The organism is Clostridium sp. HGF2, from assembly GCF_964240115.1.
GTDB lineage: Bacteria > Bacillota_I > Bacilli_A > Erysipelotrichales > Erysipelotrichaceae > Clostridium_AQ > Clostridium_AQ innocuum.
Window position 1 is genome coordinate 1 of the sequence record NZ_CAXSSO010000011.1, and the last position, 14,796, is coordinate 14,796.

Here is a 14,796-nt window from a genome sequence, read left to right on the forward strand (position 1 = left end):
CTCTATAGGAACATATTGATTGTTCTCTATACTGAATACTCTTTTTTTGTCAAGATACCTTAAGTTGATGACATTGCTTCATGTTTGTGGCGTTTTCTTTAATCACTTTATTGCGCATAAACAATCTACACAATACGGTTCTGTTCCTTCCCCTGTAGGAAGCATCTCAGATTTTCAACGGCAGTATCCATAATTCTGCGCCTAGCCTCTTTGCTTGCCCAGGAGATATGCGGCGTAATCAGGCAGTTATCACATTCCAGCAACGGATTATCATTACGGATCGGCTCCTCCCTTACCACATCCAAAGCGGCCGCATAAATCGTACCGTTTTGTAATGCCTGCGCAAGGTCATATTCATTGATCAGCTTTCCTCTGGCATTGTTGATCAGGATGGCATTTGATTTCATCAAAGCCAGCGTAGCCTTGTTTATCAGCGAATCATTCTCCTTTGTGAGCGGACAATGCAGACTTACCACATCGCTTCGCCGCAGTAATTCCTCCAGAGAAACCTTTTCAGCGTGCGTGTCGTTGTCGGCATGGGCGTCATGAAACAGGACATGCATTCCCAGTGCCTGTGCGATTTCAGCGACCTTCCTGCCAATGCGTCCAAATCCGATGATCCCCATTGTTCTGCCTGACAGCTCCATTAGCGGATAGTCCCAAAAACACCAGTCCGCATTGTTTGCCCATTCCCCCTCCTTTACACGTTTTGCATGATGCCCGATCCTGGATGTCACCTCCAGTAAAAGTGCAATGGCATATTGTGCAACCGTATCCGTACCATACCCGGGAACATTGGTAACTGCGATATGGAGATCACTTGCGGCTTCGATATCGACAACATCATAGCCGGTTGCCAGTACACCGATGTAACGAAGTTGCTTACTTTCCTGCATCAGCTCTCTTGTCATCGGCACCTTATTGATAATCACGGCATCCGCATCCTGCATTCTTTCCTTTACCTGCGAGTGATCCGTGCGTGCATACACCGTCAAATCACCAAGCGCCTCCATCCCCCTCCAGTCAAGATCCCCCGGATTTTCTGTATAACCATCCAAAACTACAAGCTTCATATACATATGTAAAGGATGCCAGTCAGCACCCTTATCTCCTTTCCCTGATCATATTATAAAACACTTTACAAGCTGTTGCGATAAATATTCTTCACATCCTCTGCGGACAGTGACACAAATCCGTTCACCGTCTGTTTTGCGGCATCCTGTGCCATTGCATCGAAGTGCGTATCATCGATACCCAGCTCCCCTAAGGATGAGCGCAGATGCAGCTGTTTATAAAAGCTTCGCAGACATTCAATTCCCTCACGTGCCATATCCCACGGATCCTTTTCTGTTACCTGCCAGATTTCTCTGGCGAAACGCGCAAACATATCCACTGTATCCTCACTGAGAACATACTCCATCCAGTGCGGCGTCAGAACAGCCAGACCTTCGCCGTGTGTAACGGAATAAAAGGCACTGAGCGGATGTTCCATCGGATGAACACTCCACTGTGTCATATGCCCCAGCTTCAGCATATCATTGATTGCCCAGCTTGCTGCCCACATGAGATTGGCTCTTGCTTCATAATTATCCGGCTCCTTCAATACGAGCGGTCCGTATGCTGTACAGATTTTCAGTATACCTTCCGCAAACCGGTTCTGTAAACCGGCATCCTCCCGTGCAAAATAAGACTCCATCGTATGGCTCATAATATCAGCCACACCACAGGCACTCTGATAGCGGTTTACACTAAAGGTAAAGGTAGGATCCAGTATCGCAGTCCTTGGGCGAAGGAGTGGATTCCGTGTACCTATTTTCTCTTTTGTATCCGGATTCGTGATAACAGCAATATGATCCATCTCACTGCCGGTAGCCGCAATTGTCAAAACCGCAATAACCGGAATCGCTTTTTTTATTTCCTGCGGGTGAAGCACCAGCTCCCATGGCGACAAGGTACTGCATACAGCGGCAGACACAACCTTGGCACAATCAATCACACTGCCTCCTCCTATTGCCACAATAACATCCACATTCTCCCTGCGGCATAACGCCACTCCCTTTTCCACCGTTGTAAGGGACGGGTTCGGCTCTACACCAAACAGCTCCACATACTTCTTTCCCGCCGTATGCAATTCTGTAACCGCCTCGTCATAAATACCGTTACGACGGATACTGCCTCCTCCGTAAACAAGTAAGACCCGCTCTCCGAATTCCTTCATAATGGTATGAAGCTGCTGCAGTTGTCCCTTTCCAAAATACACCTTTGTCGGTATATCATAAATAAAATTTTCCATATATCAATCGTAGAAGCCGGACATGATTTTGATCAGTTCATCCACATCTTCGGTTTCTCTCATCCTCCGTTGTCTGTTTTCTTCAAACTTCTGCAGATATTCTGCTTTTTCAATTACCTGATCTATGACGGATGCCGGAAACTTCACCGCTCCGTTTTCATCCATGTGAATGATTTCCCCCGGACTAACCTGCATCCCAAAAACCTCCACACCGGTATTCACGGACTGCACTGCCCATTTTCCATGACCTGCCGTAACACCGCTTAACACGTATTGCATCTGCAGCGGACGAATCTCATCCACATCTCTGCTCGGACCGTCACTGATGACACCGACACAGCCGGCAGAACGAAGTGCTGTCATCATATTTCCACCCAGCAAGCCGTTACGACACTTAATCTCTTCCGGCATATCCTGTTTCACAATCAGTACCACCGGTTTTCCGACAGCTGCAACTGCTTTTAACACATCTGCGAACTTCAGGCACTCATAGTTCGGGTCCGCAAGACCATAGGTACACGTAACCGCATAGCCGACGGTTCTGCCTAGCTCTGGATACATAACCCTTGCACGCTCATCCGTATACCATTGTCCGCGCCATGGATGATACAGTCCCAGGCAATATTCCTTATCCGGATAGGTTGCGACCACATTGGTAATGGACGGTGTATCAAACTGCTTCAGCTTTTCCAGCCTATCATCAATTTTCATGTTCATCCTCCTGTATATGAAGCTATCTGAAACAAAAAGCAAATTGTATGCATTCTTCAATTACCCAGCGGCTACTGACAGCCGAAATATGCCAGCACATGATCAACCGCGATATCCGACATGCGATTGATTGCCCCTTCACTGCTTGCGGCAATATGCGGTGTCAGAACGGTATTCTCACAGGCGATCAGCTCCTCATCAAAGCCGGGCTCCATATAATGCACATCACTTCCGTAGCCGTAAAGCTGCCCATTGTGCAAAGCATCATACAATGCCTGCCTGTCGATGAGCTTCGCCCGTGCCGTATTGATGATAATCGCATCCTTTTTCATTTTGGAAAGAGCCTTCGCATCCAGTAACGGTGAAAACTCTGCAAGTGCAGGAAGATGCAGCGTCAGAAAATCACTGCTGCTCACGATCTCGTTTATATCCGCCTTGCGTATGCCATACTCCCGGATAAACGCCTCATCATAATAGCTGTCAAATGCGAGTATATGACAATCAAACCCCTTCAGTCTTCGTGCAACAGCTTTTCCAATGGCACCCAGCCCAAGGATACCGACGGTGCTTTGATACAAATCCTTTGCAATCGGCTTTTTCCACACATGCGAGCGGATATTGGCATCACTTCTTGTAATATTGTGACAAAGAGAAAGCATAAGTCCTATGGTGTGATCCGCTACGGAGTTTGTATTTGCATTGCGTGCAATTTGTAATGCAATGCCTTTTTCCTTTAAATATTCCACATCAATTTTATCCAGCCCCACACCATAGCGTGAAACGATTTTCAATTTATCCGCATGATCAATGACATTGCGATTGAAAACCTCTGTCCCTAAAATGACAGCATCCATCCCCTGAACGGCTTCCACCATTTCCTCCTCATTCAGCAGTCTTCCCTTTTCATTTCCATAGACCTCAAAGCCTGCACCCTGTAATCTTTGTATCGGTTTCCTACTTAATTTACCAAAAGACTTGGATGTTACCAAAACCTTCATAAGCGATTTCCTCCTGTATTTTCAATATTGTCCGGTAATTGTTTTTCTACCGAATCGTCTTAACTGCGAAATGCTTTTTCCAATAAACGGAAATAGTCAAACGTCAACACCGGCGGTGTCATGTCATATGCAGCAATGTCTTATCCGGATGAAAAAGATAAAGTGGATGACAGCCGGCTCCCTCTTAACAGAAGCCAGAATGCTTTCCATTACTTGCCCTCACAGCCAAACAGACGGATATAGTGCTTGATTTTATGTTTGAATCCCTCCGCAAGCAGCGGATACAGCTGATAAACGGCATTGCCGCTCAAATCCTCCTTAACCAGATTTTCAATCGCACTGCGTTTCAAATCATTGGACAAATTGATTTTATTGATTCCCTCTCTTGCACAGCGTGCCAGATTTTCATCCCCGGTACCGCTGCCGCCATGAAGAACGAGCGGAATATCCAGTGCATCCTTCAATTCATGAAGAAGGTCAAAATGAATCTGCGGAGTACCTTTATATACGCCATGTGCAGTACCAATGGCAACCGCAAGTGCATCCACTCCGGTCTGCTTTACATATTCCACTGCTTCCTCAACACGGGTAAATGCCTGATGTCCGTCAGTATGATATTGCTCACCAACACCTACATGACCAAGCTCAGCTTCTACACTGATTCCCAGTGCATGACAAATGCGTACCATCTCCTGCACCTCTCTGATATTTTCTTCAAACGGCAGTAAGGAACGGTCGATCATGATGGAGGTATAGCCTGCGCGAATGCCAAGCAGACAGTCTTCAAAGGTTTTGCCATGATCCAGATTCAGGGCAATCTTTACTCGGGAGCGTCTGGCAAGATCCACTGCAATTCGTCCAAAGCTTTCCAGATCCGGATTGGCAACCGGTGTTGTATTCAATATAATTCCGGTATTCATTTCTTCTGCCGCCTCGATGGCAGCACGCAGATTATGTTCATTATCAATATTGCAGGCAGGCACGGCATAATTCTCCTGCTTTGCCTTTGTTAGAATTTCCTTTAATGTTACTAGCATATCAGTTATCTTCCTTTCCGTAATTGATCATGACACGGTAAACACTCGGTTTACATGCATAATCAAAGGCTTCTTTTCCCTGTGCAAAGCTGAATTCACGGTCAATCACCTTCTCCATATCAATCATTTGATAACCGATCAGCTTGACCGCCATCTGATTATCCTCAATCGTCGGATTCAGCGTTCCGATAAATTCTATTTCACGACTATGCACCATGCCGAAATCCACACCGATTGGTTCCTTGCTGTTTTGTGAGCTATAGGCAATCAGTCTGCCATATGGTGCCAACATGTCAATTGCCTGCTGCCACACCTCTTTGAACGGTATGGTGTTGATGACAGCATCTGCCCCCAGCCCATCCGTCAGCCTGCGAATTTCTTCACCGACATCACATTGACTTGGATCAAAGGCATAGGCAGCCCCTTCACGAATCGCCGTTTTCCTCTTTTCTTCATCGGTTTCACTCACAATAATGCGTGCACCGCACATCTGAGCCAGCTTCACATGGAAGTACCCCATAATACCCATACCGATAATGACAACAGTATCACCAAACTTTAATCTTGCCTTGCGTATACTGTGAATACAGCATGCCAGAGGCTCTGTTAGTGCTGCATGCCGCATATCCACATCATGTGGCATACGGATAATCTGCCATGCAGGAATCACCAGATATTCACTTAAGCCGCCGCCCAGTATATTCCCATCCAGACTTGAGCGTTTCGGCATTTCCTTTTTGCGATTGCACTGCGTTCCTCTGCCGGAGCGATCCAGCTCACACTGGTTACAATATCCGGATGTAAAAATTGCTTTATCGCCTGCCTTTACACCTACAACACCTCTGCCTGTCTTTATAATCGTCCCGCTGCACTCATGACCGCCAAGAAACGGATATCCGTAGTTCCTTGTTCCTTTGTATGTTCTGCGGTCCACGGTACATAAGGAACATACCTCTGTTTTAAACAGTACCTCATAATCCCCCGGCTCCAGGATATCCAGCTCACGCATTGCCAGCTTATCCTTTGCTTCAATCACCCATGCTCTTGCTTTTTCCATAGGATTCTCCTCTCATATTTGTTATTCCCTATCTATATCTGAAAAGAAGCAGTTTTCTTCACCTCCTGAAGCTTCTTTCTTACTGAATCTTTATATTTATCTGACACCTATAATCATATTGAAAACGATTACAGTGTCAAATTGACACAAAAAGCAACAGTGTGTCATCACAATAAGGCATCTTACGAAGAGAAACCTCAACAAAGTGATGAAATCATTTACATTTCACGCAAAATCATAGGAAGTATGTACTTTTCATATGGATTATGTTAATATTTTCCTAGCTTGTGTGTTATTTCACCCATTGATTTAACACGAAAAAAGCAATAGGAGTGATAGTATGGCGAAAACCAGACGGGATCTGATTATGAATCTGGTCAGAGAATACACCAGTGAAAGTCTTGCGGACAAATCCTTCAGCTTTGAACGATGCAATGCCTTTGATATCGCATTGGACCTGAAGCTGGACCGGTCCAACGTATCCAGAATTTTAAATCAGCTGTTTAACGATCTACAGCTCATCAAGGTGGAAGGAAGACCCACTCTATATTTATCCAAGGATGTTATTGTCAGCGAATATCATTTCAATAATATTCCCCAAATCATACCCGGAAAAGAAAACCTGAAAAATTTATTCGTATATGATGCAAGTGACGCCAGTCTTTACAAAAAAGGTATGAATATTATTGGAAACGGTTATGAGGAATCACTGACACCGGTTATCAGTAAGATCACCCCTGCCATTTCTTATTACCAGAACAAGCCGTTACTGATTGCCTTACAGGGAGAAAAAGGCTCAGGCAAGAAATATTTTTGTAAAAAGCTTTTCGATCTGGCCGTACAGAATAAGCGTATTTCCAAAAAAAGCAGAAGCTTCACCTTTGATTATCGTTCCATAAATGAAAGCTTTTCCACTTTACGGCAGCAGTTTCTTGATCGTAATATCTCCATGGTCATCATGGAAATCTACACCCCGTTTCAGGAAAGTGAGATTTACCGGTTCTGGAACGATCTCAACAATCTTTGCAGCAACGAAAACAAACCTTTACCTATCATGATTTTTCTGATAGATAAGAGCGTTGAAAACTTTGCATATTTCTCACAGCTGACACCTTATACAGCGAAGTATCCCAATGTAAAAGAGCGCACAACAAAAGAAATGATTGAGCTTGTGCTGACCTTCCTGCAGGAGGAGGCAGTGAATCTGAACAGCCGCATCAAGGTAACCGGAAATGCGATTGCCTCCTTTCTCAGCGCAGATTATACCTACAATCTCTTTCAGCTCCGCAATGAGATCGTTTATTCCCTATCCAATAATCTGTATTCCAGTGTGATTAGCAACCATGAACCAATCGTCATCACACATGAGAACATATCCAAGAATGTCATTCAAAACAAGAGTGCAGATAATTCTTTGGAGGACCATATTCGAATAACAGTTACACAGCTCCTTCCGGAAATCATAGATATTTATCCGGATCAGCCGTGTGAAACACTGGAAAATCTATTACAGACGCAGCTCAATGCAAGCATTGTCATAACTGCGCAGCTGAAAAACATCATAGAAAAGGCGAAAGAGGATGTCCTGATGACGCGGACAAAGCTTCTGGATTCCTCATCCATAGAAATGCAATCCAAGGTCTATCAGGCTCTGACCCCATTGTTTACGAAAACAAAATTGAAAAATGACCGCCAGATTTTAAGTAAGCTCTACATTCAGATTCAGCATATGCTGGATAATACCTTTGCCTACCAATTCCAGCTGGAGCATCTGGATTATAAGGAAACGGCATATTCCCAGGAGCTGAGTGACAATGTGATCAGCACAGTGGAAAACAAGTTCAATATCAGTCTTCTGAAGGTATATAAAAGCTATATTCGCAATTTTATCTACTATGCATTAAAATCTATCAGTCAGAATACCATTATGACATTGATTGTCTGTCACGGAGAGCGTCTTGCGGAAAATTATGCCCAGCATCTGAACCAGATTCTGGGAAGCCGCTGTTTCTTTTCCTTCGATTATAATCTCTATTATCAGACGCATGATTTTCATGAGTTTACGGATAAGATATATAAGCTGATCAAATATATTGATATAGGAAAAGGCGTACTCATCGTGGGTGACAAGCCGCCGCTTACGACATTGGATAAGTCCATTATCTCCACGTTAAACATTCCCTCCTTCTCCCTGTATCCGGTTTCTCTTCCACTATTATATGAAACCAGTGAAGTGGTTTCACAGAAGACCATGCATCTGTTGGCTCTGCTCAGTGATGTAGTGAACCGAAAGAAGAAAATAAAGGCATTTTTGAATGATAAGAGTCTGACCTCTAAAAATGAGCGTCAAAGCAGCGATATCTTTCAGCGCTTTCAGGCAACCTTCCCCACCATCAATATAGCAAAGTCCAATGAAGCCCTGTACCGCGTACTGCTCAATATTTGCACGGAATGCAATTTGCCGCTTTCCAATAACATCATTATACAGTTCCTGTTTCACGGCACCTGTATGCTGGACCGCTGTGTGAAGAAGCAGAAAATCCGCTATAATCTTTTGGAAAGCTTTATGATGGAGCATACCGAGCTGTTTCACATCATGAAAACGAATTTGTTGAAAATCCGGGATTTTATGACACTTTCCATTTCACAGGAGGAAATCGCCGTTTTGTGTGATGTTATACTCAATTATCAGATGGAGATTGATGTTCAAGCAGAGCGAAAATAATGCGATTCCTCTGACAGCTCATTCAAATATTGAAAATGAACCGGTCTGCAGACCGGTTTTTCGTCCAATTAAGAAATATGTTATACTAATATTAAAGGGGTGGGAAATTATATGAGAATATCAAAAGAATGGCATGACAGACTTCATATCCTAATACCATACTATCGTAGAGTATTAAAGCTATCACAAAATGATGTATATCGAAGACACGGCAATTATAAATGGATCATATCTCCAGCCACAGTCAAAAAATTAGAAAATCATGAACAGGTTTTTATAAAAGATGAAAAGTATCAGGAGCTGCTTTTTAATTTGAATGAGCAATTGCATATTTCACAGAAAATAGATCATTATCTCATAACGCAAAGTAAACAGCTTTACTGTGTAATGGAAACAGAAAGATATGAAGAAGCAATACGGATAATTGAGACTACCTTGCTTTCTCTAAAAAGCCAAAGGCACCATGTCTATTATAAAGAGTGCATATTTTTCTTAGGAAAGCTGTTCTTATATTTAAAAGATCGTATCTTTATGAATGATCAGGAATATTCTTTATTATTTCCGCTTGTAAATATATTTCCTAAAGGCTTCAAAGATATCCTCATGGATTTTCTTTACATCCATGCAAGCGGTGCAAATGAAAAGAAGCTATCTGCTTTTTTCAGTTCATACTCTATGGAAGCATCAGCTTATTTACCAAATCGCATTAATTATGCAAATCAGCTTTATGAAGAGAACAAAGAATTACGTGCATACCTTATTCTGAAAGAAGCAGAACCTGTTGCCAGAGAAAAAGGAAGTAAAAACCAATTAGCATACATATATATTATTTTAAGCAGCATCGCTTTACACATCGATATAGAATTATGTTACAGCTATCTTCATATGCTGGAAAAAATGCTTACCGAAGAACATGAAGACAATAATTTAAAAGGAATGATTTTATTAAATTTAGCGAATCGATATCTTATGCTCAGAAATTATGTACGCTGTAGCAACTATACAAAAGCTTATATTGTATTGAATCCAAAAAGACACTATACAAGTAATATCATTTTACTTTCATATTGTAATCAAATGCTTAACAAAGAAAAAGATAAAACACTTTTTGTTAATGATAATCTAACATCAGAATATGATGATCAACTTGAATATTCGCTCTTTTCTTACTACAAGCAAACTTTTAAGAACAACAAAGAAAGAATGAAATTTCTTCAAGACAAGGTTTGCCCGTATTTAACTGCATTTGATAAAATTTATACAAGAATAGTAAGTGATGAGATAACAAGACTGAGCTCTGAAAGTGGAAGTTATGTTAATTATTTTAGATTTCATGCTCTACTGAAAAATGAAAATATATTGAAATAAGTGTCTTCACATTGGTATTTCTGCATCAAATTACATATACCTTGACTATAAATAAAAAAAAGGTTATATAGTACGTATAGAAAGGATGAGGAAAATGAAAAAAATCGGTGTATTGTTTTTGCCTTTATTATGCCTGTTTCTTCTTATTATACCTATTAACAATGACTCAGGCATTCAACCTTTAGGAAGAGGAGATAACATAAAAGGATAATCTTGATAATCCTCATATTCAAAAAAAGGAGACAATATGACTAAGAAAAATTGCAAAACTTTAATGCTCAGTTTTATAATTCTAATTACAATTGTATGTTTCACTACAGAAGTTCATGCAGTGAAATTAGGGGGAAGATTAATAAATGGTCCTAGAAATATCACCTATACAGTAAACGGAGGAGCATCTCCTTATACTCCAAATATCAATACAGCCGCTAATAACTGGATGTATACAGGTTATGATAATCCCATTTATATGACAGCTGTATCCAGCACAACAGGAAGTACAGTTGATATATATTCTTATAACGATAGTGCATCATCAACAATCGCTTATACTATTTTCTTTAATAAAAATAACCAGCAACAGAACCCGAGCTCTAATTATTGGTGGAACAAAATATTTTTAAATAATAAGTACATTAATGATACCAGCATAAATCATAATGCAGTAATGGCGCATGAATTCGGCCATGTTTTTGGGCTTGGCGAAAATAACAAGAACGTGAACAGCATCATGTGTCAAACAGGAGCAGGCAGAAAAGTTAATAAACCTCAAAAAGTAGATAGTGAAGAAGTTGTTTCAATCTATGGCAGATACTAACTTGTGTAATGAAATCCATAAATATGTATATGGGGAATCGAGGTCAATCATGAAAAAATTCTTATTAATTATCGCAACCTCTCTTATCGTAACTGGCTGTGCAAGTCTCAAAAATACAGATCAAACACAGATACCAAAAACAAATGAAAAAGAGGAAACAATTAAACATTATAACTATCGTGATAAAATTAGTTCTGAAAGCATAGATATAGCTACGGTATCTGCAGATCAAAGTATTGATATCAGTGATGTTAATCAGTTAAGGGATTTTGATAGTAATGTTTTTATCGGAACAGTGGAAAGTATAGATGGCTGTAGTACAACAGCCGCTGAAAATGCATTTAATCCAATACCATATGAATATGGTAAAATCTCTGTTCTAAAAAACCTGAAGGGTCAGACAAATTCAAACACTATAAATTTCGCAAGAAATGGTGGTGTAATTTCAATTGCTGATTACGAAAAAAATGCCCCAAAAGAAATGATTGAAAATGACGATAAGCATAGAAAAGAAGCAGGACAGGAGAAAATTGACAAAGCAAGCACTTATGTAGAGCTTCGTTATGAAAATGATATTATTTTAGAAACTGGTAAAACCTACTTATTTTTTATGAACTATGTAAGTTCAACTAATACTTATATAGTTAATGGTGTCCAATATGGAACAAGAGAAATTTATCAACCATCATCCAAAAGCAGTCTATTCAGGGAACTTCCTAATGAATCTACACTTCAAGTGAAAAACAATGATACAGGGGAATTTGAATCTTTAGATGAATTTATTGATTTGTACTTTCCTTCATAAATTTAAATCATCGTGCGAGGATATTCAATAAAGTGATATCCTCGTTTTCATCTTATAATGATGTCATTCGATAAGGCTTAAGTGCCAGATTCTGTATTTATCTATAATTCCATCGATAAAAAAAAGGAGCATATACTTTCCATTGACAACATACACAGTGTATGTTAAATTATAGATACACAATGTATGTATTAAGGAGTGATACAATGCCGCGCAATAAGTATCCGGAGGAAACGGTTCAGAAAATACTGGATGTATCCATGAAGCTGTTTCTGAAAAAAGGATATGAAGAAACAACCGTTTTGGATATAGTGGGAGAGTTGGGAGGACTTACCCGCGGTGCTTTCTACCACCATTTCAAATCCAAGGAGGAAGTGCTGGATGCGTTAAGTGACCGAATGTTTCTGGAGCATAATCCATTTGAGGAAGTTCGTAAGGAAAAGAGGCTAAGCGGCCTTGAAAAGCTGAAGAAGATCATCAAGCTGCAGGCACAGAATCAGGATCAGCTCGATTTGAACCAGATGTCTGTTCCACTGCTGAAGAATCCGAAGATTCTTGCGGATTACATGGAAAGCAATCTGCAAATCGTTACACCTTTTTTCGAAGAGCTGTTTCTGGAAGGCATTCAGGACGGCTCCATTCCGGATATCAAATATCCCAAGGCACTGGCCAGCTTATTTGTAATGATAACCAGTGTGTGGTTCATTCCTTCCATCGTCCCCTGTACGCAGGAAGATCTGCTGGAACGCCTGCTGCTCACCAAACACATGCTGGACAGTATGGGAATCTACCTCATTGATGATGAAATCCTTCAGCATGCCCAGACGATTGTCCAAAGCATTCCAACAAAATAAGATTGCATATGCAATTTTATTTTACCAAAATACATACATTCTGAATGTATATAAAAAGGAGAATATAAATATGAAGACACAAAATCTCGCTGTTTCTGTTCACAGGTTAACCAAACGCTATGGTCATACAGAGGTATTAAAGGATGTGAATATAGAAATAGAAAAAGGCTCTATCTATTGTCTGCTTGGTTCCAATGGTGCCGGAAAGACAACGACGATTAAGATACTGACAACACTTGCGGCCTTTGATAGCGGTGAAGCTTCCATATGCGGTCATTCTGTCACTGCGCAGGGAGAAGCCGTTCGAAAGCTGATCAGTCTCACCGGGCAGTTTGCCAGTGTGGATGAAAAGCTGAGCGGTTATGAAAATCTCGTGATGATCGGAAAGCTGAATCATCTGAAGATGCCAAAGAAAAAGGCAAACGAGCTGCTGGAGTATTTCTCTCTTACAGAAGCCGCTAACCGTATGGTGAGCACCTATTCCGGCGGTATGCGCAGAAAGCTCGACATCGCGATGAGCCTTGCCGGAAATCCGCAGATTATTTTTCTTGATGAGCCGACCACAGGTCTGGATCCACAGAGCCGTCACAGTATGTGGAGCATCATAAAGCAGTTGAATTCAATGGGAATCACTATTTTTCTTACCACGCAGTATCTGGAAGAAGCGGAGCAGCTGGCGGATCATATCGCCATTCTGGATCAAGGAAGGATTCTTACTGAAGGTACTCCTGCGGAATTAAAAAAGCTGCTGCCACAGGGAATCGTCGAATTTGAATTTCCTGACAGCAGTATGCTGGAGGCTGCCATATCATGTACAGGGGACTATACGACGAAGCCGGTGATGGAAGAGCATAAGCTGATTATATATACGGACGGCAGTGCCGAAGCACTGTCTGAGCTGTTTCATATTTTTTCTTCAAATGATATCAAAATCCTGAAATTTTATCAAAAGCTGCCAAATCTGGAGGATGTTTTCCTAACACTGGTTCATGAAAGAGAGGATGTACAATGAAAACCATACAGACACTAAAGGATATTCTGACGATGAGCGGAAGATGTCTGCTCTTATCCAGACGAAATCCCGATACGATTTTAACTAGCATCATCGCTCCGATACTCACCATGCTGTTATTTGCTTATGTAATTGGCGGCGCCATGCAGACGGGTGAAACAAGCTATGTGAATTTCATTGTTCCAGGAATCATTCTGCAATGCCTCGGACAGTGTGCCGCTACCACGGCGATTGCCGTTTGTTCAGATATAAAAAGCGGAATCATGGAGCGCTTCTGCACCATGCCTGTGAAACGCTCTTCCATTTTAAACGGGCATGTACTGGAAGCCTTTATCAGAAATATGGTAACTGCCCTGCTGATTCTCCTCGTGGCATTCCTGATTGGCTTTCGACCAAATGCGGATTTACTTAGTTGGTGTGCCGCATTGCTGATTATTTCTTTGTACATTCTCACCTTATCCTGGATATCCGTATATTTTGGAATGATTGCCAACAGTCCGGAGGGAGCGGGCTCATTCTCAATTCTGGCGATTGCTCTGCCTTGCATCAGCTCCGGCTTCGTACCAATCGACACCATGCCGAAAGCATTGCAGATTTTTGCCGAATACCAGCCGATCACCCCTGTCATTGATTCACTGCGTGCCCTGCTTCTGAATGAGTCATTAAAGACCGGTACACTGCTTTCTGCAATTTTGTGGTGTACGATGCTGCTTCTGTTATTCTATATTTTATCCGTAAGAGCATTTAAAAAGAAAAGCAATCACTAACAGCTGTCTCATGCAAAGCTGAGGAAGGAATTTGTTTGCTTTAGCAGTTCAAAAATTTTTCCGACAGGTACTGGAGCAGGATGAGAGCAGCTATATTCCGTATACATCCCTTAGAAAGCTTCCCTCCTGCGGTATCTAAGACCTGTAAAATCTGATCCTTTCAATTCATTACTGATTCAGCTTTACACCACAGGCTATTTACAGTAAAGTTTAACTGGAAGAAACAAAGGAAACAGTGTCCTGCAGAGTATACTGTTCCCCCGTTTATGAATAGGAGGTTGTGTGGATATGTTAGGTATGATCATAGATATCATGAAATTTCTACTGCTGGTTTATATCGCATTGGAGCTGC

At 41.5% G+C, this 14,796-nt stretch carries 13 protein-coding genes; 7 read left to right on the top strand and 6 right to left on the bottom strand.

The genetic code is table 11. The features are described 5' to 3' along the window. Positions 1-125 precede the first annotated feature (125 nt). The 6 genes from ACESPQ_RS16770 to ACESPQ_RS16795 form a co-directional block, all read right to left on the bottom strand. Entirely contained in the window at positions 126-1,079 is a 954-nt protein-coding gene (locus ACESPQ_RS16770; protein ID WP_002607281.1) for a D-2-hydroxyacid dehydrogenase, read from the bottom strand. A 59-nt stretch (positions 1,080-1,138) separates the two neighbouring features. Then, entirely contained in the window at positions 1,139-2,293 is a 1,155-nt protein-coding gene (locus ACESPQ_RS16775) for an iron-containing alcohol dehydrogenase (protein ID WP_373144568.1), read from the bottom strand. Between the two features lie 3 nt (positions 2,294-2,296). Then, complete coding sequence (locus ACESPQ_RS16780) at positions 2,297-3,004, bottom strand: RraA family protein (protein WP_002607279.1); 708 nt, start codon at positions 3,002-3,004, stop codon at positions 2,297-2,299. A 71-nt stretch (positions 3,005-3,075) separates the two neighbouring features. Continuing rightward, a complete protein-coding gene (locus ACESPQ_RS16785) occupies positions 3,076-4,002 on the bottom strand; it encodes a phosphoglycerate dehydrogenase (RefSeq protein WP_373144569.1) in 927 nt (308 codons plus the stop codon). Between the two features lie 209 nt (positions 4,003-4,211). Continuing rightward, positions 4,212-5,039: a class II fructose-bisphosphate aldolase gene (locus ACESPQ_RS16790; RefSeq protein ID WP_002607277.1), complete on the bottom strand. Its 828-nt coding sequence runs from the start codon at positions 5,037-5,039 to the stop codon at positions 4,212-4,214. Between the two features lies 1 nt (position 5,040). Continuing rightward, a complete protein-coding gene (locus ACESPQ_RS16795; RefSeq protein ID WP_118001778.1) occupies positions 5,041-6,096 on the bottom strand; it encodes a zinc-dependent alcohol dehydrogenase in 1,056 nt (351 codons plus the stop codon). A gap of 340 nt (positions 6,097-6,436) precedes the next feature. Here ACESPQ_RS16795 and ACESPQ_RS16800 point away from each other — a divergent pair, with 340 nt between their 5' ends. The 7 genes from ACESPQ_RS16800 to ACESPQ_RS16830 all read left to right on the top strand — a co-directional run bounded on the left by ACESPQ_RS16800 (position 6,437) and on the right by ACESPQ_RS16830 (position 14,444). Further along, the gene (locus ACESPQ_RS16800; protein ID WP_373144571.1) at positions 6,437-8,821 is read left to right on the top strand and encodes a PRD domain-containing protein; all 2,385 of its coding nucleotides are present in this window, start codon (positions 6,437-6,439) and stop codon (positions 8,819-8,821) included. Positions 8,822-8,932: 111 nt separating this feature from the next. Beyond that, positions 8,933-10,189, top strand: a complete 1,257-nt coding sequence (locus tag ACESPQ_RS16805) for a hypothetical protein (RefSeq protein ID WP_373144572.1) — start codon at positions 8,933-8,935, stop codon at positions 10,187-10,189. Between the two features lie 247 nt (positions 10,190-10,436). Next, positions 10,437-11,006, top strand: a complete 570-nt coding sequence (locus ACESPQ_RS16810) for a matrixin family metalloprotease (RefSeq protein WP_373144573.1) — start codon at positions 10,437-10,439, stop codon at positions 11,004-11,006. Positions 11,007-11,055: 49 nt separating this feature from the next. Then, positions 11,056-11,811: a hypothetical protein gene (locus ACESPQ_RS16815; protein ID WP_002607272.1), complete on the top strand. Its 756-nt coding sequence runs from the start codon at positions 11,056-11,058 to the stop codon at positions 11,809-11,811. 206 nt (positions 11,812-12,017) lie between these two features. Further along, positions 12,018-12,665 carry a TetR/AcrR family transcriptional regulator gene (locus ACESPQ_RS16820; RefSeq protein WP_373144574.1) on the top strand — a complete coding sequence of 216 codons (648 nt, stop codon included), beginning with the start codon at positions 12,018-12,020 and terminating at the stop codon, positions 12,663-12,665. Positions 12,666-12,735: 70 nt separating this feature from the next. Beyond that, on the top strand, positions 12,736-13,677 hold the full coding sequence (locus ACESPQ_RS16825; protein ID WP_373144576.1) for an ATP-binding cassette domain-containing protein: 942 nt from the start codon (positions 12,736-12,738) through the stop codon (positions 13,675-13,677). Beyond that, complete coding sequence (locus ACESPQ_RS16830) at positions 13,674-14,444, top strand: ABC transporter permease (RefSeq protein ID WP_373144578.1); 771 nt, start codon at positions 13,674-13,676, stop codon at positions 14,442-14,444. The genes ACESPQ_RS16825 and ACESPQ_RS16830 overlap by 4 nt, the downstream gene beginning before the upstream one ends. Positions 14,445-14,796 lie beyond the last annotated feature (352 nt).

Excerpts from the sequence above, each read along its gene's own strand:
- ACESPQ_RS16815 (WP_002607272.1), top strand. The coding sequence starts at position 11,056 with ATGAAAAAATTCTTATTAATTATCGCAACCTCTCTTATCGTAACTGGC.
- ACESPQ_RS16785 (WP_373144569.1), bottom strand. The coding sequence starts at position 4,002 with ATGAAGGTTTTGGTAACATCCAAGTCTTTTGGTAAATTAAGTAGGAAA.
- ACESPQ_RS16770 (WP_002607281.1), bottom strand. The coding sequence starts at position 1,079 with ATGTATATGAAGCTTGTAGTTTTGGATGGTTATACAGAAAATCCGGGG.
- ACESPQ_RS16775 (WP_373144568.1), bottom strand. The coding sequence starts at position 2,293 with ATGGAAAATTTTATTTATGATATACCGACAAAGGTGTATTTTGGAAAG.
- ACESPQ_RS16780 (WP_002607279.1), bottom strand. The coding sequence starts at position 3,004 with ATGAAAATTGATGATAGGCTGGAAAAGCTGAAGCAGTTTGATACACCG.
- ACESPQ_RS16825 (WP_373144576.1), top strand. The coding sequence starts at position 12,736 with ATGAAGACACAAAATCTCGCTGTTTCTGTTCACAGGTTAACCAAACGC.
- ACESPQ_RS16810 (WP_373144573.1), top strand. The coding sequence starts at position 10,437 with ATGACTAAGAAAAATTGCAAAACTTTAATGCTCAGTTTTATAATTCTA.
- ACESPQ_RS16830 (WP_373144578.1), top strand. The coding sequence starts at position 13,674 with ATGAAAACCATACAGACACTAAAGGATATTCTGACGATGAGCGGAAGA.
- ACESPQ_RS16795 (WP_118001778.1), bottom strand. The coding sequence starts at position 6,096 with ATGGAAAAAGCAAGAGCATGGGTGATTGAAGCAAAGGATAAGCTGGCA.
- ACESPQ_RS16800 (WP_373144571.1), top strand. The coding sequence starts at position 6,437 with ATGGCGAAAACCAGACGGGATCTGATTATGAATCTGGTCAGAGAATAC.
- ACESPQ_RS16820 (WP_373144574.1), top strand. The coding sequence starts at position 12,018 with ATGCCGCGCAATAAGTATCCGGAGGAAACGGTTCAGAAAATACTGGAT.
- ACESPQ_RS16790 (WP_002607277.1), bottom strand. The coding sequence starts at position 5,039 with ATGCTAGTAACATTAAAGGAAATTCTAACAAAGGCAAAGCAGGAGAAT.
- ACESPQ_RS16805 (WP_373144572.1), top strand. The coding sequence starts at position 8,933 with ATGAGAATATCAAAAGAATGGCATGACAGACTTCATATCCTAATACCA.